We start from the raw sequence: 24036 nt of genomic DNA on the forward strand, positions 1-24036 counted from the left end.
GAAATCATCAGCGCCTCCCCTGCATCATCGTTACGCGCTCGGTTCGAACGGACGAGCGACGATGCGGTTGCTTCGGCGACGCGGCACTCCACCCTCACCCTTCGCCGCCTTCGGCGCCTGCTTCCCTCTCCCGATGGGAGAGGGAAGCAGGCGCGCAGCGCCGACAGGGTGAGGGTGAGTGCCCTTGGGCCTCAGGCCGCGCGGAACATTTCCGGCGGCAGCGCCATCAGGCTGTCCGAACCGCCTTCGATCTTACGGCGGAGCGCACCGGCGTCGGGCACGATCCGCTCGGCGAAGAAGCGCGCGGTGACGAGCTTGGCGTCGAGGAAGGCGGCATCGCCCTCGCCCGCCGCCTTCAGCTCGGCGGCCGCCTTCGCCATACGCAGCCACATCAGGCCGGTGGCGACGATGCCCATCAGGTGCATGTACGGCACCGCGCCGGCGCCGACATTCTCGGGGTTCTTCATGCCGTTGGCCATGAACCACATGGTCGCCGCCTGCAGTTCGCCCAATGCCTTCTTCAGCCCGGCGGCGATCTGCGCGGTCGCCTCGACACCTTCGGCAGCGCTCGCCTCCTCGGTGACGATCTTGAACAGCGCCTGCACCGCGCGACCGCCCTTGGTGGCGAGCTTGCGGCCGACGAGGTCCATCGCCTGCACGCCGTTGGTGCCTTCGTAGATCATCGCGATGCGGGCATCGCGGACATACTGTTCCATGCCCCATTCGGCGATATAGCCGTGGCCGCCGTAGACCTGCTGCGCGTTGGTCGCGACCTCATAGCCCTTGTCGGTGCCGACGCCCTTGATGACGGGGGTGAGCAGGCCGATCAGGTCGGACGCCATCTCGCGCTCCTCTTCGGTCGCGCCATGATGCTCCAGATCGACCTGGAGTGCGCCCCACAGGCAGAGCGCGCGCAGGCCCTCGGTCCAGGCCTTCGCCTCCATCAGCATGCGGCGGATGTCGGGATGGACGAACAGCGTATCCGCCTTCTCGTTCGGTTCCTTGGGGCCGGTGAGCGCACGGCCCTGACGGCGATCCTCGGCATATTGCACGGCATTCTGATAGGCGACCTCGGCGATACCCAGCCCTTGCAGGCCGACGCCGAGACGCGCCGCGTTCATCATGATGAACATCGCGGCGAGGCCCTTCATCTCCTCGCCGACCAGCCAGCCCCTGGCGCCGTCATAGTTCATGACGCAGGTGGAATTGGCATGGATGCCCATCTTGTGCTCGATCGAGCCGCAGGTGACGGCGTTGCGCTCGCCGAGCGATCCGTCGTCGTTGACCAGCACCTTGGGCACGACGAACAGCGAGATGCCCTTCGAACTGTCCGGCGCGCCGGGCGTCTTCGCCAGCACGAGGTGGATGATATTGTCGGTCAGGTCGTGCTCGCCGGCCGAGATGAAGATCTTGGTACCGGTGATCGCATAGCTGCCGTCCGCCTGCGGTTCCGCCTTGGTGCGGATGAGGCCCAGGTCGGTGCCGCACTGCGGCTCGGTGAGGTTCATCGTGCCGCCCCATTCGCCCGACACCATCTTGGGGACGTACATCTGCTGCTGCTCGGGGCTACCCTTGGCGACCAGCGCGGCGATCGCGCCGTGCGTGAGGCCCGGATACATGGCGAACGCCATGTTGGACGAGATCATATATTCCTGGAACGCGATCGAGACGACGTGCGGCATCCCCTGCCCGCCATATTCGGGCGCATTGCCCAGCGTAGCCCAGCCGCTCTCGACATATTGCTTATAGGCATCCTTGAAACCGGCGGGCGTGGTGACGCTGCCGTCCTCGTGACGGGTGCAACCCTCCTGGTCGCCGGACTGGTTGATCGGGAACAGCACCTCGGCGACGAAGCGGCCGCCCTCTTCCAGCACCGCCTCGACCACGTCGGGGGTGGCGGCATCGAAGCCGGGCAGGTTGGCGTAGTTCTGCAAGCCGACGACATGCTCGAGGATGAAGCGGGTGTCGCGGACGGGCGGCGTATATTGAGGCATCCGATTATCCCTAAGGTTATGCGTGTGTGTCGTTCGCGTGCACGGCCTCGACGACCGCGACGAATTCGGTGAGTTCGGCGATCGCCGCGTCGATATCCTGCTTCTGCCGGTCGAGCAGCGCGATCCGCGCGCGGCACCGGTCGATCGAAACCTGGCGTTGCACGCGGCGGCCATCGCCGAGATCGTAGAGGTCGATCATCTCGCGAATCTCGCCCAGGCTGAAGCCGACGCGCTTGCCGCGCAGGATCCAGGCGAGCCGGGCGCGATCGCGGTGCGAATAGACGCGCTGCGTGCCGCGCCGCTCGGGCGCGATCAGCCCCTCGTCCTCGTAGAAACGCAGCGCCCGCGCGGTGACGCCGAACTCCTCGCACAGGTCGGAGATGGTGAAATGGTCGCGATCGGGACGATGGTCGATCACGGCATAGGCAGGTGATGTGGCCATGCCGAACCGCTACATCACGTTTACGTCAACGTCAACCTACTCTCCGGCGGGGCAAAGCAATCGGCCACCCGGCGCACGTAGCGTTTCGGCCTCGGACACGGCGGTGCTGAGGTGCTCGACCGACAGCGCGGCGAGCGTCGCATGGCCCGTACACAGCCGATCGCAGGCGGCGGGCAGCTCGGCGGGAAAGGCGATGCGCTCGCCATCGAACTGCGCGTCGAAGGTGCAGGCGCCGAAATCGACCGTCAGCCGATCGCCACGCCGCCGCATCGCCCCGGATGCGACGCAGCCCTGCCCCTGGCCATAATCGATCAGCACGCCGACACCGAAACGGTCACGCCCGCGCGGCGTCACGCAGAGCCGGTCGGTATCGCGCGCCCAGGAGCCGATCAACGGGGCCGCGGCCGCGTCGATGACCAGCCCCGCCCGTTCGGCCGCCGCCTCCAGCCGGGCACCGGCGGTATCGGGCGCCGCCGTCTGCGGTTCCGATCCGCACCCCGCGAGCAGCAGCAGCGGCAGCCATGCGGCTCGCCTCATTCGATCGCCTGCAACCGGTCGCCGTCGATGCGGCGATAGAAGCAGCTGGTCGCGCCGGTGTGACAGGCGGGGCCGGCAGGGTCGGCGATGACCCACAGCGCGTCCTGATCGCAATCGATCCGCATCTCCACCACACGCAACACGTTGCCGGACGTCTCGCCCTTCTTCCACAACCGTCCGCGGCTGCGCGACCAGAAGGTCGCCTCGCCGCTCGCCTGCGTGGCGGCAAGCGCTTCGGCGTTCATGTGCGCGACCATCAGCAGCGCGCCCGCGCGATCGGTGACGACGGCGGTGATGAGGCCGGCGGCGTCGTATTTGGGATCGAGGACGAGCTCGGTTTCGCGCGGGTCAGGCATCGAACGGCTTTACTAGGAAAATCCTCCCTCGCCAGAGGGGAGAGGTACCGTTCGGCGCCAGCCGAATGGTGGAGGGAAGTAAACGACGTATTCTCCGACGAAGGATGTCGCTTACCTCCCCCTCCGTCAGCGCTGACGCGCTGCCACCTCCCCCTGGCGGGGGAGGAGTTGGGCCATCGCTATGCGACCTCACGCATTCCTCCCCGCCAGGGGGAGGTGGCACGGCGAAGCCGTGACGGAGGGGGAGGTCAGCAACGTCCTCGAAGACGTGGCGCGCCATTCGCCCCCCTTCGTCACGTTTCTTCACCTGCCCGCCCCCGGTCGGACGGGCATGGAATCACGCCCGCTTTGCCGCCGGTTCGTGCGCGTGGACGCGTGCCAGCGCCTCGCCCTCCAGCTTCGCCAGTTCGACCAGCGTCTGGTCGAGCGCATCGCGCTGCCCCTCCAGTTCGACGATCCGCATCCGCACGCGCTCGGCGAGCGCACGCATCTGTTCGAGATGCTGGGGATCGGCGTCGTACAGGTCGAGGAATTCGGCGATGTCGGTCAGCGAAAACCCCAGCCGCTTGCCGCGCAGGATCAGCTGCATCCGCGCGATCTCGCGGCGGCGATAGACGCGGGTGGTGCCGATCCGGCACGGTTCGATCAGCCCCTTGTCCTCGTAGAAGCGCAAGGTGCGGGGCGTGACGCCGAGCAGCGCCGCCACCTCCTGAATGCCCTTCAGGTCCGCCCTGGCTTCACCCCCATCATGCCCCCCGTCGTTCATCATCGCTCTCCGGGCGGTCTAGCGCGCCGCCTTGGCTTCTTCTTCCGCGACCAGCTCCTTCTTGGAAAGCTTGCCGATCAGCGTCTTGGGCAGAGTGTCGCGGATTTCGACTTCGCGGGGAAGCTCGATCTTGCTGATCTTGTCGCGCAGGAAGTCGCGCAGTTCCGCACCCGTCACCACGCCGGGCTCGTTCAGCACGACGAACGCCTTGGGCGCCTGCCCGCGATGCGCGTCGGCGACGCCGATCACCACCGCCTCGACGACGGCGGGATGCTCGTACAACGCCTCCTCGATGACGCGGGGGTAGACATTGTAGCCACCGCACAGGATCATGTCCTTGATCCGGTCGACGATGAAGAGGTAGCCGTCCGCGTCGAGATAGCCGACATCGCCGGTGCGCAGCGCGCCGTCGGCAAAGGCGGCGGCGGTTTCGGCGGGCTTGTGCCAATAGCCGCTCATCACCTGCGGCCCGCGCGCGCAGATCTCGCCCTTCTCGCCGGCCGCCACGATGCGGCTCGGGTCCTCGCGGTCGCGGATCTCGATCGTGGTGCCGGGGAACGGCAGGCCGGCCGAACCTTCCTTGTTCACGCCCTCGAACGGATTGCAGGTGATGATCGGCGAGGCCTCGGACAGGCCATAGCCCTCGACCAGCTTGGCACCGGTGTTCGCCTCGAAGGCATGGCGTACCTCGATCGGCAGCGGCGCGCCGCCCGAGATGCAGACCTTGATCGACGAAAGGTCGGGCCGCTGGTCGGCGCCGAGGTTGGCGAGCGCATTGTAGATGGTCGGCACCGCCGGGAAGTAGCTCGGCTTCGTACGGCTGAGCGTGGCGAGCAGCTGCTTCAGCTCGAAGCGCGGCAGCAGGATCATCTCGGCCCCGACCAGCGTCGAGAAGGTCAGCACGTTGGTCAGCGCAAAGACGTGGAACAGCGGCAGCACGCCGAGCACCCGATCCTGCTCGGCCGATTCGCCGCCGACATGGACCAGCATCGCATCGGTGTTAGCGACGATATTGGCGTGGGACAGCATCGCCGCCTTCGGCACCCCGGTGGTGCCCCCGGTATATTGCAGCACCGCTACCTCGTCGGGTGCGACGGCGACCGGCGTCGGGGTGCCGCCCTCCGCCAACAGGTCGGCGAAGAACAGATGCATCGGCGTGCGCGGCGCGCGCCCGATCTCCTTGCGCTTGACCAGCCGGTAGGCGAAGCCCTTCACCCGCGGCAGCACGTCGGCGATCGGGCAGCTGATGACGTGACGGATGCCGGTTTCGCCCGCGACGTTCAGCACCCGCGCCTGGATCTCCGCGACATCCGCGGTCGCGATGATCTCCGCGCCCGAATCCTCGATCAGGTGCGTCAACTCGCGCTCGACATAGAGCGGGTTGACGTTGACGACGATCCCGCCCGCCTTCAGCGTCGCGAAGAACAGGATCGGGTAATAGGGCGTGTTGGGCAGGCACAGGGCGACCCGCGTGCCCTTGACCACACCCAGCCGCTGCAAGCCCGCCGCCGCGCGATCCACCGCCGCGCCCAGCTCGCCCCAGGTCGTGATCCGGCCCATGAAATCGATCGCGGCGCGATCCGGAAAGCGGGCCACCGATCGATCGAGCATCTGCCCGAGCAGGCGCGGATCACCCGGCAGCGGCACGCCCTGCTTGATCGCCAGCGGCGTGGCTGCCGCAGCCTCGACTGGGCCGGTCGGGAGGTCGCTCATCACTTCATCCTCTCACACGCATCATCGAGCATATTGTCCGCTCGCACCACTTGACGTAATGGGAAGGTATCGCACCTATACGGCATACCGCAAGGCCTTGCCTGCCCAAGAGAGGATTTCATGACCAACGTCGTCATCGCCGGTTACGCGCGCTCGCCGTTCCACCTCGCTGGCAAGGGCGCCCTCGCCCGCGTCCGGCCCGACGATCTCGCCGCGCAGACGATCCGCGGGCTGATCGACAGGACCGGCGTTGACCCGGCCGAGATCGAGGACATCATCCTCGGCTGCGCTTTCCCGGAGGGCGAACAGGGCCTCAACGTCGCACGGCTGATCGGGTTGCTCGCCGACCTGCCGCTGTCGGTCGGCGGCATGACGGTGAACCGGTTCTGCGGATCGTCGATGAGCGCGATCCATATCGCCATGGGCCAGATCCAAATCGGTGCCGGCGAGGCGTTCATCTGCGCCGGCCTCGAATCGATGAGCCGCATCCCGATGGGCGGCTACAACCCCCTGCCCAACCCCGCGCTCGCGAAGGCGAATCCGGGCGCGTACATGGGGATGGGCGACACGGCAGAGAATGTCGCGACCAAATACCAGATCACCCGCGCCGAGCAGGATGCCTTCGCGGTGAAGAGCCAGCACAAGGCCGCCGCTGCGCGCGCCGACGGTCGCCTCGCCGACGAGATCGTGCCGATCACGACCAAGGCCGGAACGGTGAGCGAGGACGGCACGATCCGCCCCGATACCACGGCCGAAGCGCTCGGCACGCTGAAGCCCGCCTTCAACGCCGAGGGATCGGTGACCGCCGGCACCTCCTCGCCGCTGACCGACGGCGCCAGCGCGGTGCTGGTGACCTCCGAAGAGTTCGCGCAGAAGCACGGCCTCAAGATTCTCGCCCGCATCAAGGCGGTCGGCGTGTCCGGCATCGAGCCCGAGACGATGGGCCTCGGCCCGATCAGTGCATCGCAGAAGGCGCTGGCCCGCGCCGGCGTGTTGGTCGCCGACCTCGACGTCGTCGAGATCAACGAGGCGTTCGCGAGCCAGGCGATCGCCTGCATCCGCGATCTCGGCCTAAAGGACGAGACGATCAACCTCGACGGCGGCGCGATCGCGATCGGCCACCCGCTCGGCGCCACGGGCGCGCGCATCGTCGGCAAGGCCGCGGCGCTGCTGGAGCGCGAGGGCGGTCGCTATGCGCTGGCGACTCAGTGTATCGGCGGCGGCCAGGGTATCGCCACGGTGCTGGAGCGCGTCTCGTGAGCGAGGGCATCAAGCCGGAGGGCATCATGCCCGAATCTATCAAAAGGGTCTGCGTGATCGGGGCGGGCGTGATGGGCGCCGGCATCGCCGCACAGGTTGCCAATGCGGGCATCCCCGTGCTGCTGCTCGATATCGTCCCGAAGGGGGGCGACGATCGCGATGCGGTCGCCAAGGGTGCCGTCGCCAGGATGCTCAAGACCGAGCCCGCCCCCTTCATGTCGAAGGCGGCGGCGAAGCTGGTCGAGACGGGCAATATCGACGACCATCTCGGCCGCGTCGCCGAGTGCGATTGGATCGTCGAGGCGATCGTCGAGCGGCTCGACATCAAGCAGGCGCTCTATGCCAAGCTGGAGCAGCTGAAGCGCCCCGGCACCGCGGTCAGTTCGAACACCTCGACGCTCCCGCTCGGGCATCTGGTCGAGGGCCGGTCGGACCAGTTCAAGGCCGACTTCCTCATCACCCACTTCTTCAATCCGCCGCGCTACATGCGGCTGATCGAGATCGTCCGCGGCGAGGCGACCGACGTCGCCGTCGCAGGCCGCGTCGAGGATTTCGTCGACCGCTTCATGGGCAAGCGCATCGTTCGCGCCAAGGACACGCCCGGATTCATCGCCAACCGTATCGGCACCTATTGGCTCGCCGTTGCGATCAACGCGGCGATGGATCAGGGACTGACCGTGGAGGAAGCGGACCAAATCGGTGGCCGGCCGATGGGCGTGCCCAAGACTGGGATCTTCGGCCTCGTCGATCTGGTCGGCGTCGACCTGATGCCATTGTTGTCGAAGAGCCTGTCATCGACGCTGCCGGCGGGCGACGCCTATTTCGATACGGTGCGGCCGATGCCGCTGGTCGATCGCATGATCGCCGAGGGCTTCACGGGGCGCAAGGGCAAGGGCGGCTTCTATCGCTTCGACAAGGCGACCAGGACCAAGCTCGCGCTCGACCTCGCCACCGGCGACTATCGCGAGGGGATCAAGCCCGCCGCCCTGCCGCCCAAGGCGGAGAAGGACGTCGCCGCGTTGATCGCCGTGCCCGGCAAGGTCGGCGACTATGCCTGGGAGATCCTCGGCAAGGTGCTGAGCTATGCTGCGTCGCTGGTCGGCGAGGCCGCGGACGACGTGGTCGCGATCGATGACGCGATGAAGCTCGGCTACAATTGGAAATACGGCCCGTTCGAGCTGATCGACCGCATCGGCGCCGCCGCGCTCGCCGAACGGCTGCGCGGCGAGGGACGCGAGGTGCCGGCGATCCTCGAAACGGCCGGCGAACGCCCCTTCTACCGCGTCGTCGACGGCAAGCGCCAGTTCCTCACCGTGTCCGGCGACTATGCCGACGTGGCGCGTCCCGAGGGTGTGTTGCTGCTGGAAGACGTCAAGCTGGCGGGCGAGCCGCTGCTGCGCAATGCGTCGGCAGCTTTGTGGGATGTCGGCGACGGCGTCGCCGCGCTCGAATTCACCACCAAGATGAACGCGCTCGACGGCGAGATCATGGCGCTCGTCCAGCAGGCGATCCCGCTGGTCGAGGAACGCTTCAAGGCGCTGGTGATCTACAACGAGGGGTCGAACTTCTCGGCCGGAGCGAACCTCGGCATGGCGATGTTCGCCGTCGCCGCGGGCATGTGGGGCGAGATCGAGAAGCTGATCGCCGGCGGCCAGCAGGCGCTGAAGGCGCTGAAATACGCCCCCTTCCCCGTCGTCTCGGCGCCTGCCGGCATGGCATTGGGCGGCGGATGCGAGGTGCTGCTCCATTCGGACGCGGTGCAGGCGCATGCCGAAAGCTACATCGGCCTGGTCGAATGCGGCGTCGGCCTGCTGCCCGGCTGGGGTGGCAATGGCGAGATGCTGGACCGGATCGCCAGGGCACCGACGATGCCGCGGGGGCCGATGCCGGCGGTGGCCAAGGCGTTCGAGACGATCTCCACCGCGCAGGTGTCCAAATCGGCAGCGCTCGCCAAGGAGATGCTGTTCCTGCGCCCGTCCGACGGGATCACCATGAATCGCGACCGCCTGCTCGCCGCTGCCAAGGCGAAGGCGTTGAGCCTCGTCGACGGCTACACGCCGCCCGAGAAGCCGAGCTTCCGCCTGCCCGGCGAGAGCGGCCGCGTCGCCATCGCCGGCGTCGTCGACGGCTTCCGCAAGAAGGGCATGGCGACCGAATATGACGAGGTCGTCTCGACCCGCCTCGCCAACGTGCTGACCGGCGGCGACACCGATCTAGTCGACGTGGTGCAGGAGGACGACCTGCTGACGCTCGAGCGCGAAGCGTTCATGGCGGCGGTGAAGGATCCCCGGACGCAGGCGCGCGTGCAGCAGATGCTGACCACGGGCAAACCGTTGCGAAACTGACGGCGCGGGCGTTCGCGAGCAGCGAGCGCCCCGTCTTCACCAACCTGGAACCGCCGCGTGCCTCGCCCTTCCCGGGCATCGCCCGAACCGGAAGAATTTTCGCATCGTGCATCCCGGCGCGCGACCGAACGTTACGGCAGCGATCGGTTTTCGGGCTGACACTGCGGGTTGACACATCGCTCCACGCGGCTAGTCGGCCTAACAGCTGCCGTATACGGCAGATGGTTCGCCATTAGGTCATCGTTCATCTGGTGACCGTCACGAGGGCGACCCAATGCGACCGTACACATACGGCGCAAAGCTCGTACGGCTTGTCAGGGTGCCGCGGCTGTTAGCGGGCCCATGGAGAGGAGATTACCGCATGTCCCTGCTTTTGCTCGGTGCGCTGCTTGCGGCGGCCCCGGCCCCAGCCCCCGATACTGCGGTCGGTCGCTGGAAGACCGAAACCCGCAACGGCATCGTCGAAATCCAGCGCTGCGGCGCCTCGATCTGCGGCCGTCTCGTCTCGTCGGAACTGCTCCGCCAGCAACCCGACCTGAAGGACGTCAATAACCAGAATGCCGCGCAGCGTGGCCGCCCGCTGAGGGGCCTGCTGCTCATCAGCGGCTTCACTGCCGACGGCGATGCCTGGAGCGGCGGCCAGATCTACAACCCCGACGACGGCAAGACCTACAAGGCGAAGGTGACGCCGGTCGATGCCAACACGCTGAAGGTGCGCGGCTGCGTCTTCGTGCCGCTGTGCAAGACGCAGACCTGGACGCGCGTCCGCTGATTATCCCTACCTACAAGTAAGCTTTAGGAAGACCTCTTATGTCCTTGCGTATCAAAGCCTCTCGGCTCGCCACCGCCGTTGTGGGATCGTTCGGCCTTGCCAGCGTCGCCCACGCCCAGGCCTTTTACCTGCAAGAGCAGTCGGCGCGTGGCGCCGGCCGTGCCTTCTCGGGCGAAGTCGCCGACACCGGCCCGCAGTCCCTGTGGTGGAACCCGGCCGCGATCGCCGGCATGGAGAATGGCGAGGCTGCGATCAACGCATCGGCGATCCTGCCGCGCGGCAAGGTCGTCAACAACGGCACCCTGATCCGCCGTCCCGGTGGTCAGTTCGCACCGGTCGGCGGCGACCAGGTCGCGCGCAATCCGATCGACAACGGCGTGCTGCCCTCTGGCGCCATCGCGATGCCGTTCGGTCCCGTCGCGATCGGCCTTGCCGTCACCTCGCCCTACAGCTTCACCACGGATTACGATTCGACCAGCTGGACCCGCTACAGCGCGACCCGCACCAAGCTGCAGACCATCGACATCCAGCCGTCGATCGCGGTGGCGCTGACCGACTGGCTGCGTGTCGGCGGCGGTGCGAACGTCGAGCACGTCTATGCGAGCCTCGGCAACGCCCTCCCCAACCTTTCGGCCGCGCTGCCGGACGGCCGCCAGCGGCTGGAAGGCGATGGCTGGGACCTCGGCTGGACCGCAGGCGTGCAGATGCACAACGACTGGGCGACGGTCGGCATCAGCTACAAGTCGCGCATCGAACACACGTTGAAGGGCGACCTGCTGGTCGAAGGGCTGCAAGGGCCGCTCGCCGCGCAGAACCGGACGCTGAACGATGTCGAGGCCAGCTTCTACACGCCCGCGCAGGTCATCGTCGGCGCGCGCATCCGGGCGACCCCGGCGCTGACGCTGAACGGCCAGGCGGTGCGCTACAACTGGAGCAAGTTCGACGCGATCCGCCTCGGCGCACCGCTCAACCAGGCGCTGCCCGAGAATTATCGCGACAGCTATAGCCTGGCGGGCGGCGTGGATTACGCGGTGTCGCAGAAGCTGACGCTGCGTGCGGGTGTGCAGCATGCGACGACGCCGACGCAGAACGGACTGCGCGACGCACGCGTGCCCGACGCCAACCGCTGGAACTATGGCGCCGGCGGCACCTTCCAGCTGACGCCGAAGTTCGGCATCGACCTCGCCGGCAATTACGTCGACTTCAAGAACACGACGATCGACCGCGTCACGGCTGCCTATGCCGGCACCGCGGTGCAGACCCCGGTGGTGACCAACGGCCTGCTGCAGGACGCGCATGCCTTCGTGATCTCGGCCGGCGCCCACATCGGCTTCTGATCGGCCGGTCCGGGTCGCGCCTCACGCGGGACCCGGATCAGCTGTCGTGGACGATCGTGACCGCCGCGACGTGCAGCGGGTAATCGCGGTCGTCCTCGGCCACCCAGGTCTTCCCCGCTGCGTCGATCAGGTAGAAGCGGCAGAAGACGCTGCGTTCGTCGCGGAAGCGCAGACACAGGCGATCGGGCGTGATCCGATAACGCCCTTCAGAGTCCGGCCGGTCGTAGCGTAGCGTGTAGCGATCGCCGCGTGCGGCGAAATGCTCCACCGGTGCGCCACCGCCTTCCACGGCCGCGCGGGTCTGCGTACTGCCGCGGATCAGGCGCTCCAGCGCATTGCCCCGCACCAGTGTCATCCGTTCGGCACCGCGGATCGGCACCGGCAGACGCGGCGCGGGAGGCTGGTCCGGCGCGGCAGGCGAACAGCCAGCCAACAGCAGCATGCCCAGCACGATCCGTTTCATACCCTTAGCCTCCAGCCTGCCACTCGCCGCGCTAGCACAGGAACTTCGCGTGGCGCCAATCGCTTGGGCAGGCGATGACCCAACCGACCCTGTTGTGGCTGCGCCAGGACCTGCGGCTCCACGATCAGCCAGCCCTCGTCGCCGCTGCCTCAGAAGGGCCGGTGATCCCCGTCTACATCCTCGACGATGACGCGCCGGGTGATTGGGCGATCGGCGGCGCACAACGCTGGTGGCTGCACCATAACCTCGCCGCACATGCCGACGCGCTGGCCGGGAAAGGCAGCCGCCTGATCCTGCGCCGGGGCGACGCGGTCGCGACGCTGCAGGCGCTGATGGCGGACACCGGCGCGACGCGCATCCATGCGATCCGCCACTACGAGCCGTGGTGGCGCAAGGCGGAGGCGGCACTGGGGGACGCACTGGAACTGCACGACGGCAATCATCTCGCGCGGATCGAGGACGTGACCACCGGATCCGGTACGCCCTTCAAGGTCTTCTCCTCCTTCTGGCGGGCGATGCAGGGGCATCTGCCACCCGGCAATCCCCTGGACGCGCCCGACGCTATTCCCGCACCGCGGCACTGGCCGAAGAGCGATGCGCTGGCCGACTGGCAGCTGCTGCCGACCAAGCCCGATTGGTCGACCGGCTTCGGCGCCGATTGGACGCCGGGGGAAGAGGAAGCGCTCGCTAAGGCAAATGACTGGGCGGAGGCGGTCGGGGATTACGAACGCCGCCGCAACCTGCCGTCCGACGAGGGCACATCGCGCCTCTCGCCGCATCTGCATCATGGCGAGGTTTCGCCGCGAACGGTCTACCACGCCCTTGGCCGGAGCGGCGAGGCGGCCGCATTCATTCGGGAACTCGCCTGGCGCGACTTCACCTCGGGCGTGCTGCTGGCCCTACCCGACTACGGCGATACCAACGGGCGGCCGAAATACGACGCCTTGCCCTGGCGCAAGGGCGCGGCGGCGCAGCGCGACCTCCAGGCATGGCAGCAAGGGCGCACCGGCTATCCGATCGTCGATGCCGGCATGCGCCAGCTATGGACGAGCGGCTGGATGCACAACCGGGTGCGGATGATCGCGGCGAGTTTCCTGGTGAAGCACCTGCTGATCGACTGGCGGATCGGTGAGCGCTGGTATTGGGACTGTCTGGTCGATGCCGACTACGGCAACAACGCAATCAATTGGCAATGGATCGCCGGCACCGGCGTCGATGCCAACATGTTCGGCCGGATCATGGCGCCGCTCGGCCAATCGGAGAAGTTCGACGCTGCCGATTATATCCGCACCTGGGTCCCCGAACTCGCCGGACTGACCGACGCTGCGATCCACGACCCCGATGCGCACGGTGTGCGGCCCGAGGGATACCCGGCAAAGATCATCGGCCATCGCGAAGCGCGCGAGCGGGCGCTGGCGGCGGCGCGCTCGCTCGGCTGACGTCAGCGCTCAGGCGCCGACGCGCGCGGTACCTGCCACCGCCTCCATCAGCCGTTGGGCGTCGGCGGCGATGCGCAACGGCATGGCGCCATCGAGCGGGCCTTCCCGCTCCGGCTCCGCTAGGTGGCGCTGGCCCAGCACCCTGGCCCAACGCAGCGTCGCCGCATCGGACTGGCGGATCAGCCGGGCGAGGCAGTGCGGGGTCAGAGATCGACCCTCCAGTTCGGCGATATGCAGGTGCAGCAGGATTTCGAGCGCCGGCGATCCGATCAGATCCTCGCCGAAGGCATGTTTGGCAGCGCCCATCGTCCGGATCAGCGCCAGCGCCTCCTGCCGGGCACGCGCGACGGCGCCGGTCGCCGCCGCGGCCGCCCCCTGCGGCTGGCATGTGGCGACGAAGCGGCGCGCGCCGCTGCCGTCGCTGAAGGCGGAGACGTGATTGCTCACCCATTGCAGCGTGCCGTCGCTGCGCACGTAGCGCTTGATGATGCTAAAGGCGCGGCCCTGCCGCTCCAGGCGCTGCAACAGCAGATGATTGATCGCGCGATCACCGGGGGCGGTGAAATCCAGCGCCGATCGGCCAACCACCTCGTCGCGAGGGCGCGCCAGCAGCTCCAGATAGGCATCGTCGGCGAGCAGGATCCGGCACGCCTGATCGGTGATGCATTGCGCCAGCGGCGCGGCGCTGAGTGTCATTAATTGCCTCCCGGCGGCGGCCGTTGGCATTATTTTCTTTTATTTGCAATGTTTTAACGGCAGCTCCGCTGTCATCGCAGGCACTCGCGCTCGCATGACGCATATCCTGTCCTATATAGGGCCAGGCGACGCGGCCGCAGCATGACGACCGGCGCCCTGGCCGGAGAGGCACCCGATTACCCACGAAAGCCGTTAGCGTCCGCATGCACCTGCACATCCCCGCCGTCCTCGATCCGCGCCACCTGTTGAGGCCGCGACGGCGCGGGATCGCCTCGGTCAACGCAGAGGTCCGCGACGGCATCGTCCCGGCCGGCGACCAGATCGCCCAGACGGCCGATCACGACGGCGGCGAGCCGCGCGCGCGCAATTATCGCACTGTCGCGCTCATCATCGCCACCGCGATGTTCATGGAGAATCTGGACGCCACGGTGCTCGCCACCGCGCTGCCGACGATGGCGCGCGATTTCGGGGTGCGTGCGCCGGAGATGAGCATCGCCCTCACCTCCTATCTGCTCGCACTCGCGATGTTCATTCCGGCGTCCGGCACGATGGCCGATCGGTTCGGCGCGCGGCCGGTGTTCCGCGCCGCGATCGGCTTGTTCGTCGCGGGCAGCCTTGCATGCGGCCTTGCCCCCAGCCTGGAGCTGATGGTGGCGGCGCGCTTCGTGCAGGGGATCGGCGGCGCGATGATGATGCCGGTCGGGCGACTGGTGCTGCTGCGCTCGGTGGCCAAGCGCGACATGGTGTCGGCCATGTCCTGGCTCATCATGCCCGCGCTGATCGGGCCGATCCTGGGACCGCCGCTCGGCGGGTTCATCGTCACCTATCTCGACTGGCGCTGGATCTTCTGGCTCAACCTGCCGATCGGGATTGCCGGCATCGTCCTCGTCGGGCGCTTCATCGCCGATATCCGCGAAGAGGCGCCGCATGGCTTCGACACCGGCGGTTTTGTCCTGTCGGGCGTTGCGCTCGGGTGCCTGCTGTTCGGGTTCGAGATGGCGAGCCGGCCGGGTGATGCGACGCTCGCGGCGACGCTGATCGGCATCGGCGCGGTGTTCGGCCTGCTCTACTGGCGGCATGCGCACCGGGTGGCGCACCCGATTCTCGACCTCACGCTGATGCGGATCACCACCTTTCGCCTGTCGGTGCTGGGCGGCTCGTTGACCCGCATCACCCAGGGCGCGCAACCGTTTCTCTTGCCGCTGATGATGCAGCTCGCCTTCGGCCTCACCGCCGCGCAGAGCGGCGCGATGACGGTCGCGAGTGCGATAGGATCGTTCGGGATGAAGGGCGTGGCACGGCGCATCCTCAAGCGTTTCGGTTTCCGCAGCAGCCTGATCGTCATGGGCGTGCTGGGTACCGGCGCCTATGCGGTCTGCGGACTGTTCCGGCCCGACTGGCCCCTGCCGGCGGTGTTCGCGGTGCTGGTCGCTTCCGGCTTCCTGATGTCGTTCCAGTTCACCGCCTATAACACGATCGCCTATGACGAGATCGACAAGGAGCGGATGAGCGCGGCCACCAGCTTCTATTCGACCTTCCAGCAGCTGATGCTGTCGCTCGGCATCTGCATCGGGGCGACGGCCCTGCACGTATCGGTGCTATGGCGGGGAGAGGGCGCGGTCGGCTTCCCCGATTTCAGCTTCGCCTTCTGGACGGTGACGGCGATCTCGCTGACCGCGGTATTCGTCAACGCGCGCTTCGATCGCCGGGCGGGAGACGAACTCAGCGGCCGCACCGTCAAGGCGTGACGCGGCCGACACGGCCGGCCGCGTTGCTCGCTTACCTTTTCGCGGCCTTCTGCGCGCGCGCCTGCTTGGCATAATGATGGTGCGCGGCGACGCAGCCGATTGCGGCGCCCGCGACGCCATGCCCCTTGCCGACGAAATGGCCCGCAACCCCGCCAGCGGCAGCGCCGCGGATGCATCCCTTGGCAAGGGCGGGTTGAGCGGCGACCAGCGTGGCGGCGGCGGCGATGAACAGCAGGGTTTTCATGGCATTCCTCCTGCTGGGAACAAGCCGCAACGGAAGCGCCATGTTCCATGAATTCGCCGTCACGCAGCCGTCATCCGCTCGCGTCCCAGGCAGCGGAATCGATGCGGAAACGGAGGAAATCGACGAAGGCGGTCACCGCGGGCGGAACGATCGCACTATGCAGGTGGACGGCGAAGATGCCGACCTCGGCCGATCCGCCCCATTCGGGCAGAACGCGCACCAGCCGGCCGTCGCGCAACGCTTCGCCGACATCCCATAGCGAACGCAGGGCGATGCCAACGCCGCCGAGTGCCAGTTCGCGCACCATCTCGCTGGAATTGGTCCGCACATGACTGTCGCGCGCGATCTCCACCGTGCGCCCCTCCCGCACCAGCCGCCAGGGCATCTGGCCATCCGCGGCGAGCACACGATGACGGACAAGATCGTCGATGTCGGCAGGGTGGCCGACCTCCGCGAGATAGGCGGGCGAAGCGCACAAGATGCGCCGGCTGCTGCCGATCCGGTGCGCGGCGAGCGCGGGCGGCACGTCCCGCGCGATGCGGATCGCGCAATCCACCCGCTCGCCGAGCAAATCGACGAAATGGTCGCTGAGGTCGAAGGCAAGGCGCACCGCCGGATAGGCGGCCAGAAACGCACCGAGATGCGGCGCCACGTGCAGCCGCCCGAACGACGTCGGTGCCGAGACGCGCAACGAACCGGCCACCGCTCCGGTCGCACCGGTGACCCGCGCTTCCGCCGCCTCCAGCGTGGCGAGGATAGCGGTGAGATCGTCGCGGAACCGTTCGCCCGCCGCCGTCAGCGCCAGCCGGCGCGTCGTACGGTGGACCAGCGTCACCCCGAGCCGGCTCTCCAGCCGCTGCAGGCGTTTGGACACCATCGCCGGGGAGATGCGGAGCCGCCGCGCCGCCGCCGACAGGCCACCGCTATTGGCGACGGTGACGAATAGCGCATAGTCGGGATCCAATGCCATTCGTTCCTCTAAGGAAAAGCTGCTTCAACATCTTCGATGCTAGCGATCGGATCGCACCGGCGCTAGCGTCGGCACACATCGCAAAGAGGATCGCCCCGCCATGACCCGAGCCGGCCTGCATGTCGCCCCCGCGCTTGCCGCCTTCATCGAAGAGGAGGCGTTGCCCGGCACGGGTATTGCGGCCGAGACGTTCTGGCAGGGCGTCGCTGCATTGTTCGCCCGGTTCGTCCCGGACAATCGCGCGCTGCTCGCCGAGCGCGACCGGATGCAAGCGGCCATCGACGCCTGGCATGACGCCAATCGCTATGATCCGACATCCTATCGAACGTTCCTGGAAGAGATCGGCTATCTGGTTCCGGAACCGGAGCCGTTCGCGGTCGATCCGACCGGCGTCGATCCGGAGATCGCGACGGCGGCCGGGCCGCAGCTGGTCGTGCCGATCCTCAACGCCCGCTTCCTGCTCAATGCGGCCAATGCGCGTTGGGGCAGCCTGTACGACGCGCTGTACGGCACCGATGCGCTGCCCGGTACGGCGCGCCCGGGCGGCTACGATCCGGACCGCGGCAGCGCGGTGATCGCCTGGGCGAAGGCCTTCCTGGACGATGCGGTGCCGCTTGCCGAGGGGCGTTGGGCGGACTGGGCCGACGGGACCCCGGCGCTTGCCGATCCGGACCAGTGGCGTGGCCGCTCGGAACGCGGGCTTCTGTTGGTCAACAACGGTCTGCATATCGAACTCGTCATCGATCCCGATCATCCCATCGGGCGCACCGATCCTGCGGGGATCGCCGACGTGATCCTCGAATCGGCGCTGACGACGATCTGCGACCTCGAGGACTCGGTCGCTGCCGTGGATGCGGAGGACAAGGTCGCGGCCTATGCCAATTGGCTCGGGCTGATGCGTGGCGACCTGTCCGCCAGTTTCGACAAGGGCGGCCGGACGATGACGCGGCACCTCGCCGAGGATCGCCATTATACCGCGCCGGACGGCGCCGCCTTCACCCTGCCCGGCCGCAGCCTGCTGTTCGTGCGCAACGTCGGCCATCTGATGACCACGCCGGCGGTGCGGCTGCCCGACGGCAGCGAAGCGCCCGAAGGCATTCTCGACGCGATCGTCACCGCCCTCGTCGCGCTGCACGATCGTGGCGGCAACAGCCGCACCGGCTCGATCTACATCGTCAAACCCAAGATGCACGGGCCTGCCGAAGCGGCGTTCACCGACCGACTGTTCGACGCGGTCGAGGATCTGCTCGGCCTGTCGCGCCACACGATCAAGGTCGGGCTGATGGACGAGGAGCGCCGCACCAGCGCCAACCTGGCCGCATGCATCCAGGCGGTGCGGCACCGGCTGGTGTTCATCAATACCGGCTTCCTCGATCGCACCGGCGACGAAATCCACACCGCGATGCGCGCCGGCGCGATGATCCCCAAGGGCGAGATGAAGACCAGTGGCTGGATCGCCGCCTACGAGAACCGCAACGTGCAGATCGGCCTCGCCTGCGGCCTGTCGGGGCGTGCACAGATCGGCAAGGGCATGTGGGCAGCTCCCGATCGGATGGCCGACATGCTCGACCAAAAGATCGCCCATCCGCGCAGTGGCGCGACGACCGCCTGGGTGCCCTCCCCGACCGCCGCGACGCTGCACGCCACCCATTATCATCGTGTCGACGTATTTGCCCGACAGAGAGAACGCGCCACCGAACCGGTCGCGCCGCTGGCCGATCTGCTCGCCATCCCGTTTGCCCCGGCGGGACGCAACTGGTCTGCGGACGAGGTGCGTGCCGAGCTCGACAACAATGCGCAAGGCATCCTCGGCTATGTCGTGCGCTGGGTCGACCAGGGCATCGGCTGTTCGAAAGTGCCCGATATCCACGACATTGGCCTGATGGAGGATCGCGCGACGCTGCGCATCGCCTCGCAGCATATCGCCAACTGGCTGCTCCACGGCATCGCCACCCCCGCCGACGTCGATGCGGCGTTCACGCGCATGGCGGCCAAGGTCGACGCCCAGAACGCGGGCGACCCGCTGTACCGGCCGATGAGCGGCCAGGGCGACACCAGCCTCGCCTATCAGGCGGCGCGGGCGCTGGTGTTCGAGGGGGCAGCGCAGCCCAATGGCTATACCGAACCGCTGCTCCACCGCTTCCGTGCGGAGCGCAAGGCGCAGGATTAAGCGGCGATGCCGTGATAGTCGCGATACCAGTCGACGAAGGCGGGCACGCCCACGTCGATCGGCGTCGTCGGGCGGTAGCCGAGGTCGCGCGCAATCGCCTCGATGTCCGCTGCCGTCCGCACCACGTCGCCCGGCTGGATCGGCAGGTCGCTGCGGATCGCAGTACGGCCGGTCGCCGCCTCCAGCAGGGCGATGACGCGGCGGAGCGGCTCCGACCGGTTGTTGCCGATATTGTAGAGGCGATGCGGCGCGATACTGCCGCCCGCCTTTTCGGCGCCGTCGTCGGGCGGGGGATTGTCGTGCGCGGCGATCACGCCGGCGACGATATCGTCGATGAAGGTGAAGTCCCGCTCCATGGCGCCATGGTTGAACACGGGAATGGCTTCCCCTGCGAACAGCGCCTGCGTGAAGATCCACATCATCATGTCGGGCCGCCCCCACGGTCCGTAGACGGTGAAGAAGCGCAGCCCGGTTAGCGGCAGGCGGTAGAGGTGCGCATAGCTCTCGCTCATCACCTCGTTCGCCCGCTTGGTGGCGGCATAGAGCGAGACGGGCCGGTCGACGCGATCCTCGACGCGGAACGGCACCGAGACATTGCCACCGTACACCGACGACGACGAGGCATAGACGCAATGCGCCACCTGCCGGTGCCGGGCGAGTTCCAGCATGTTGAGATGGCCGACGAGGTTCGACTGGCCATAGGCTTCCGGATGATCGATCGAATAGCGCACCCCGGGCTGTGCGCCGAGATGGACGATCCGCTCGAACCCATGCCCCTCCAGCGCCGAGCGCAACTGCGCAGCATCGGCGAAGTCGGTGTGCAGGAAGCTGAACCGATCCCCATGCCGCTCGGCCAGGCGTGCGAGCCGGGCCCGTTTCAGTGCCGGATCGTAATAGGCGTTGATCGTGTCGATGCCGATCACCCGATCGCCGCGCGACAGCAGCGCATCGGCGGTGCTCATGCCGATGAAGCCCGCTGCTCCCGTCACCAATGTCGTCGGCATCGCATCACCCCCGCTCGGTCCGGCCGGTCCCTATCGCAATCGGCGGCGGGACGGAACGCTGCTGCGCGGCTCGGCACGTCGACGGCCCGCTTCGACGCATCCGACCGACGCCGGGCTGGCGCGCCGCCGGCAGCGGCGCATGATCCGTTGCGCCGACCAGCCGTATGCGGCGCCGTGCCGCCTGCGACCCGTATCGAACGAGGTGCCTATGCCTGTCCTCGCACCCGCCGGCTTTCCGGCGACGGGCCTGTCGATCGTCACGATCGGGAGCGCTGCGGCCGCGGCCGCTCCGGCGTGGGAGCGGATGTTTGGCTGGCCGGCAGAAGGTGCCGCCTCGGTACCGCTTACCGCCGCATCGCGCGGCGATCGCAACGTCTGGGCGGCGCGGCTGGACCGGGCGGTGCGCGAGGCCGATGCCCGCGTCCTGCTCATCGCCGATGGGTTGGGATGCGCGGCGAGCGCCTGGTGGGCGCGTCTGTCGCCGGCGGATGACGTGCGCAAAGTCGCCGGCGCGCTCCTGTTTGCGCCGGCAAGCGAAACGGCGGGCGGCCTGTTCGCCTCGCCCGCTGCGCAGCTTCCCTTCCCTTCGCTCGTCATCCAGCCGGACGGCAACGGCGAAGAGGCGCGGGCCGCGATGGCAGGCTGGGGCAGCCGCCTCATCGTTGGCGCGCGCGTCCGCGATCAGCGCGCGGCGCATGTCGCCTGGCGGCATGCGCAGCGCCTATTCCTGCGCCTCACGCAGCAGATGGTCGAGCATGATGTCGACCGCGGCCGGGCGCTCACCGGCTGGCGTTGACCCGCGTCATCGCCGCCGCCGCGATCAGCAACGATCCCGCCGCGAAGGCCAGCGTCCAGATCGGCGCCGTCGGGAAGAACGCCTTAGTAATCGATCCCATCACGGTCGCGACCAGCAGTTGCGGCACCACCACGAACACGTTGAACAACCCCATGTAAATGCCGAGCTTGCGCTGCGGCAGGCTGGAGGCGAGGATCGCATAGGGCATGGCGAGGATCGAGGCCCAGGCGATGCCGATGCCGATCTCGCTCGCCAGCAGCCACCGCGGATCGCGCACCACGAAGAAGCTGGCGAACCCGGCCGCGCCGCACAGCAGTCCGACGATATGGGTGCGCGCCTGCCCGATCCGCCGCGACAGCAGCGGCAGCAGCGTCAGCGCGGCGATGGCCGCAATGCCGTTATAGGCGGCGAACAGCACGTCGACCCAGTTGGCGCCGTCCTGGTACAAGGGGCTCTGCGCATCCGGTGCGCCGTAAAAGGCGCCGGCGACGATCGGCGTGGTGTTGATCCACATGATGAACAGCGCCGACCAGCTGAAGAATTGCGCCACCGCCAGCCGCTTCATCAACACCGGCATGCCCGCGAAGTCGCCGACGATATGGCCGAGCATACCCGCGGACCGCCCCTGCCGCGCGCGTGCGATGGCGACGATGCTGGCGACGCCGTAAGCGGCGAGCAGGCCGCCGAGCAGGTACAATTCCTTTTCCAGCGCGAACGCGGCGACGCCGGCGACGACGACCGCCCCCGCGGCGATCCAGACCCCGCCAGCACCATAGCCGCGCGCCGCCAGCACCCGCTGGCTATGGCCTTCGGGTTCCGCATCGTCCTGCCCATGGAACGCCGCCATTTCATCGGGCGCGTATTCGCGCGTGGTCAGCACCGTCCACAGCACGGCGAGGAACAGGGCCGCGCCGCCGAACCAGAAGGCGTAGCGCACCGTATCGGGGATGCCGCCGCCCGCCGCCGCATTGGAGATGCCGATCTGCTCCAGGATCCAGGGGAAGATCGATCCGAAGACGGCGCCCGAGCCGATAAAGGCGGTTTGTACCGCATAGCCGGCGGCATGCTGATCCTTGTCGAGCATGTCGCCGACGAAGGCGCGGAACGGCTCCATCGAAACGTTAAGCGAGGCATCGAGCACCCACAGCAGCATTGCCGCCATCAGCAGCCCCGGCGATTCCGGCATGAGCAGCAGCGCGACCGCGGCAAGGATCGCACCGGCAAGGAAATACGGCCGCCGCCGCCCGAGCCGCCCCAGCCACGTCCGGTCACTGAGATGCCCGATCACCGGCTGCACCAGCAGCCCGGTCAGCGGTGCCGCGATCCACAGCGCCGGCAGATCGTCCAGGCTGGTGCCGAGCGACTGGAAGATGCGGCTCATGTTGGCGTTCTGCAGCGCGAAGCCGACCTGTATGCCGAAGAAGCCGAAGGAAATGTTCCACAACCCGGCCCAGCTTTGCCGCGGGCGGGTGGCGCGTGGGGCGGTCATGGTATTCTCCGCTCGCCGCCCAGGGCGGCGCGATGATCGGGAAAGTTGATGAGGCAGCCGGCAAGGAACGCATCCAGGGCCGCAAGATCGGCCACCGGCACCGCAGGGCGTAGCCGCGCCGCATCGGGGAAGGTGCCATAGCCGGCGAGCAGCACCTCCCACGACATGGGTGCGTAATAGCCGGCGAGATCGCGCGCCTGCACCACCGCACCGATGTCACCGCCGGTGAACCAGGCGTTCATGATCGCCTTCAGATCGTCCGACAGCGCATCATTGTCGGCATTGTCCCGCCAGAAAGCGCCGCTGCGCCTGTTGAGACGATAGTGGGCGACGATATAGTCGCGGATGCCTTCGTAGCGGCGGGCTATCCGCGCGTTGAACCCGTCACGGTCCGCGCGATCGTAAGCGTCGATGAAGCCTTCCACGGTCGCCTGAACGATGTGGAGCGCGGTGGCTTCCAGCGGTTCGATAAAGCCCTGCGCAAGGCCGATGGCGAGGCAATTGGCGGTCCAGCTCGTCTCCACCCGCCCGACCTTCATCGTCAGGTGCCGCACCGCGACGTCGGCATCGCGGAGGCCGAGGTGCGTGCGCAATTCCATCTCGGCAGCGTTCGCCGACAGGTAGCGCGAGGCATAGACATAGCCGTTGCCGGTGCGCGAGATGAGCGGAATGTCCCACGCCCAGCCTGCCGACAGCGCGGTCGCACGGGTCTGCGCCATCGGCGCGGCCGCACGGGGCGTCGGCATCACCACCGCGCGATCGGCGAACAGGTTGTTCGCGAACGAGCGGAACGGCACGCCGAGCGCGCCTTGCGCAATCACCGAGCGGAAGCCGCTTGCATCGACGAACAGGTCGGCGGCGATGCGCTCCCCTGCATCGAGGACGAGAGCAGCGACCGCGCCCTCCGCATCCACCGCCACGTCGACGACGCGCCGGGCGAGATGCACGACGCCGCGGGTGAGCGCGTGCGCCCGCAGCACCTCGCCGACCTTGTGCGCATCGAAATGGTAGCCGTAACCGATCGCGAACGGGAAGTTCGCAGGGGCCAACGGCGCCCGCCCCGCGGCGGCGATGCGAGCGTTGAGAAAGAACCGGTCGGGATGGGCATCGACATCGGCGCCCAGCCGCCGCGCACGCGCACTGAGGACAAACGCATCCTGCGTATGAAGGTCGATCTGCCCGGCGAAGGGGTGGAAATAGAGCGGCGCATCCCCGCCCCAGCCGTTAAAGGCGATTCCCGCCTTGTAGGTCGCATCGGCGGCCGGCATCCAGTCGGCCTCCGCGATCCCCAGCGTATCGAACAGGGCCTTGAGCTGCGGCGTCGAGCCTTCGCCGACACCGACGATGCCGATGTCGGGCGATTCGATCACGGTGATCCGCGCCGCCGGCCAGGCGCGCGCCATCAGGCACGCCGCCATCCAGCCGGCGGTGCCACCGCCGAGGATGGCGATGGACGCAGGGGATCGCCCGGCAGTCATGAGGCCATCAGGCATTC

21 protein-coding genes are annotated in these 24036 nt (G+C 67.9%); 8 read left to right on the forward strand and 13 right to left on the reverse strand.

From position 1 onward, the window contains the following. Positions 1 to 191: 191 nt before the first annotated feature. The 6 genes from AC4GY7_RS03025 to AC4GY7_RS03050 form a co-directional block, all read right to left on the reverse strand. Entirely contained in the window at positions 192 to 1994 is a 1803-nt protein-coding gene (locus AC4GY7_RS03025) for an acyl-CoA dehydrogenase C-terminal domain-containing protein (RefSeq protein ID WP_491111921.1), read from the reverse strand. Positions 1995 to 2010: 16 nt separating this feature from the next. Next, on the reverse strand, positions 2011 to 2436 hold the full coding sequence (locus tag AC4GY7_RS03030; protein ID WP_491111922.1) for a MerR family transcriptional regulator: 426 nt from the start codon (positions 2434 to 2436) through the stop codon (positions 2011 to 2013). A gap of 36 nt (positions 2437 to 2472) precedes the next feature. Further along, positions 2473 to 2973 (reverse strand): hypothetical protein, encoded by a 501-nt coding sequence (locus tag AC4GY7_RS03035; RefSeq protein ID WP_491111923.1) that lies wholly within the window; start codon positions 2971 to 2973, stop codon positions 2473 to 2475. Then, positions 2970 to 3329, reverse strand: coding sequence for a phosphoribosyl-AMP cyclohydrolase (gene hisI, locus AC4GY7_RS03040; protein ID WP_491111924.1), 360 nt, complete (start codon positions 3327 to 3329; stop codon positions 2970 to 2972). Before hisI ends, AC4GY7_RS03035 begins: the two co-directional genes overlap by 4 nt. Positions 3330 to 3666: 337 nt before the next feature. Next, positions 3667 to 4095 (reverse strand): MerR family transcriptional regulator, encoded by a 429-nt coding sequence (locus AC4GY7_RS03045; protein WP_491111925.1) that lies wholly within the window; start codon positions 4093 to 4095, stop codon positions 3667 to 3669. A gap of 18 nt (positions 4096 to 4113) precedes the next feature. Next, positions 4114 to 5808, reverse strand: coding sequence for a long-chain-fatty-acid--CoA ligase (locus AC4GY7_RS03050; RefSeq protein ID WP_491111926.1), 1695 nt, complete (start codon positions 5806 to 5808; stop codon positions 4114 to 4116). A gap of 120 nt (positions 5809 to 5928) precedes the next feature. Between AC4GY7_RS03050 and AC4GY7_RS03055 the strand changes: the two genes are divergently transcribed. The 4 genes from AC4GY7_RS03055 (at position 5929) to AC4GY7_RS03070 (ending at position 11522) form a co-directional block, all read left to right on the forward strand. Then, positions 5929 to 7068, forward strand: a complete 1140-nt coding sequence (locus AC4GY7_RS03055) for a thiolase family protein (RefSeq protein WP_491111927.1) — start codon at positions 5929 to 5931, stop codon at positions 7066 to 7068. A gap of 26 nt (positions 7069 to 7094) precedes the next feature. Next, positions 7095 to 9413 (forward strand): 3-hydroxyacyl-CoA dehydrogenase/enoyl-CoA hydratase family protein, encoded by a 2319-nt coding sequence (locus AC4GY7_RS03060; protein WP_491111928.1) that lies wholly within the window; start codon positions 7095 to 7097, stop codon positions 9411 to 9413. A gap of 361 nt (positions 9414 to 9774) precedes the next feature. Beyond that, complete coding sequence (locus AC4GY7_RS03065) at positions 9775 to 10185, forward strand: DUF2147 domain-containing protein (RefSeq protein ID WP_491111929.1); 411 nt, start codon at positions 9775 to 9777, stop codon at positions 10183 to 10185. Between the two features lie 38 nt (positions 10186 to 10223). Continuing rightward, on the forward strand, positions 10224 to 11522 hold the full coding sequence (locus tag AC4GY7_RS03070) for an OmpP1/FadL family transporter (protein WP_491111930.1): 1299 nt from the start codon (positions 10224 to 10226) through the stop codon (positions 11520 to 11522). A gap of 37 nt (positions 11523 to 11559) precedes the next feature. Here the strand turns inward: AC4GY7_RS03070 and AC4GY7_RS03075 are convergent, their stop codons facing one another. Next, complete coding sequence (locus AC4GY7_RS03075; RefSeq protein WP_491111931.1) at positions 11560 to 11985, reverse strand: hypothetical protein; 426 nt, start codon at positions 11983 to 11985, stop codon at positions 11560 to 11562. Between the two features lie 74 nt (positions 11986 to 12059). Here AC4GY7_RS03075 and AC4GY7_RS03080 point away from each other — a divergent pair, with 74 nt between their 5' ends. Beyond that, positions 12060 to 13424, forward strand: a complete 1365-nt coding sequence (locus AC4GY7_RS03080; RefSeq protein ID WP_491111932.1) for a cryptochrome/photolyase family protein — start codon at positions 12060 to 12062, stop codon at positions 13422 to 13424. A gap of 9 nt (positions 13425 to 13433) precedes the next feature. On the opposite strand, the gene AC4GY7_RS03085 is transcribed toward AC4GY7_RS03080, so the two are convergent. Beyond that, a complete protein-coding gene (locus AC4GY7_RS03085) occupies positions 13434 to 14120 on the reverse strand; it encodes a PAS domain-containing protein (protein ID WP_491111933.1) in 687 nt (228 codons plus the stop codon). 203 nt (positions 14121 to 14323) lie between these two features. Here AC4GY7_RS03085 and AC4GY7_RS03090 point away from each other — a divergent pair, with 203 nt between their 5' ends. Next, the gene (locus AC4GY7_RS03090) at positions 14324 to 15868 is read left to right on the forward strand and encodes an MDR family MFS transporter (RefSeq protein WP_491111934.1); all 1545 of its coding nucleotides are present in this window, start codon (positions 14324 to 14326) and stop codon (positions 15866 to 15868) included. A 31-nt stretch (positions 15869 to 15899) separates the two neighbouring features. On the opposite strand, the gene AC4GY7_RS03095 is transcribed toward AC4GY7_RS03090, so the two are convergent. Continuing rightward, on the reverse strand, positions 15900 to 16112 hold the full coding sequence (locus AC4GY7_RS03095; RefSeq protein WP_491111935.1) for a hypothetical protein: 213 nt from the start codon (positions 16110 to 16112) through the stop codon (positions 15900 to 15902). A gap of 70 nt (positions 16113 to 16182) precedes the next feature. Next, positions 16183 to 17082: a LysR family transcriptional regulator gene (locus tag AC4GY7_RS03100; RefSeq protein WP_491111936.1), complete on the reverse strand. Its 900-nt coding sequence runs from the start codon at positions 17080 to 17082 to the stop codon at positions 16183 to 16185. A gap of 100 nt (positions 17083 to 17182) precedes the next feature. On the opposite strand from AC4GY7_RS03100, the gene AC4GY7_RS03105 reads away from it, so the two are divergent. Further along, complete coding sequence (locus AC4GY7_RS03105; protein ID WP_491111937.1) at positions 17183 to 19252, forward strand: malate synthase G; 2070 nt, start codon at positions 17183 to 17185, stop codon at positions 19250 to 19252. Here the strand turns inward: AC4GY7_RS03105 and AC4GY7_RS03110 are convergent. Further along, positions 19249 to 20256, reverse strand: coding sequence for a GDP-mannose 4,6-dehydratase (locus AC4GY7_RS03110; protein ID WP_491111938.1), 1008 nt, complete (start codon positions 20254 to 20256; stop codon positions 19249 to 19251). The two genes, AC4GY7_RS03105 and AC4GY7_RS03110, sit on opposite strands and share 4 nt — an antisense overlap. A 208-nt stretch (positions 20257 to 20464) precedes the next feature. Between AC4GY7_RS03110 and AC4GY7_RS03115 the strand changes: the two genes are divergently transcribed. Beyond that, positions 20465 to 21052, forward strand: coding sequence for an alpha/beta hydrolase (locus AC4GY7_RS03115; RefSeq protein ID WP_491111939.1), 588 nt, complete (start codon positions 20465 to 20467; stop codon positions 21050 to 21052). Here the strand turns inward: AC4GY7_RS03115 and AC4GY7_RS03120 are convergent. After that, positions 21036 to 22541 carry an MFS transporter gene (locus AC4GY7_RS03120; RefSeq protein ID WP_491111940.1) on the reverse strand — a complete coding sequence of 502 codons (1506 nt, stop codon included), beginning with the start codon at positions 22539 to 22541 and terminating at the stop codon, positions 21036 to 21038. The two genes, AC4GY7_RS03115 and AC4GY7_RS03120, sit on opposite strands and share 17 nt — an antisense overlap. Next, a complete protein-coding gene (locus tag AC4GY7_RS03125; protein WP_491111941.1) occupies positions 22538 to 24034 on the reverse strand; it encodes a tryptophan halogenase family protein in 1497 nt (498 codons plus the stop codon). The genes AC4GY7_RS03120 and AC4GY7_RS03125 overlap by 4 nt, the downstream gene beginning before the upstream one ends. Between the last annotated feature and the right edge of the window lie 2 nt (positions 24035 to 24036).

The organism is Sphingomonas sp. SP5 (assembly GCF_058313455.1).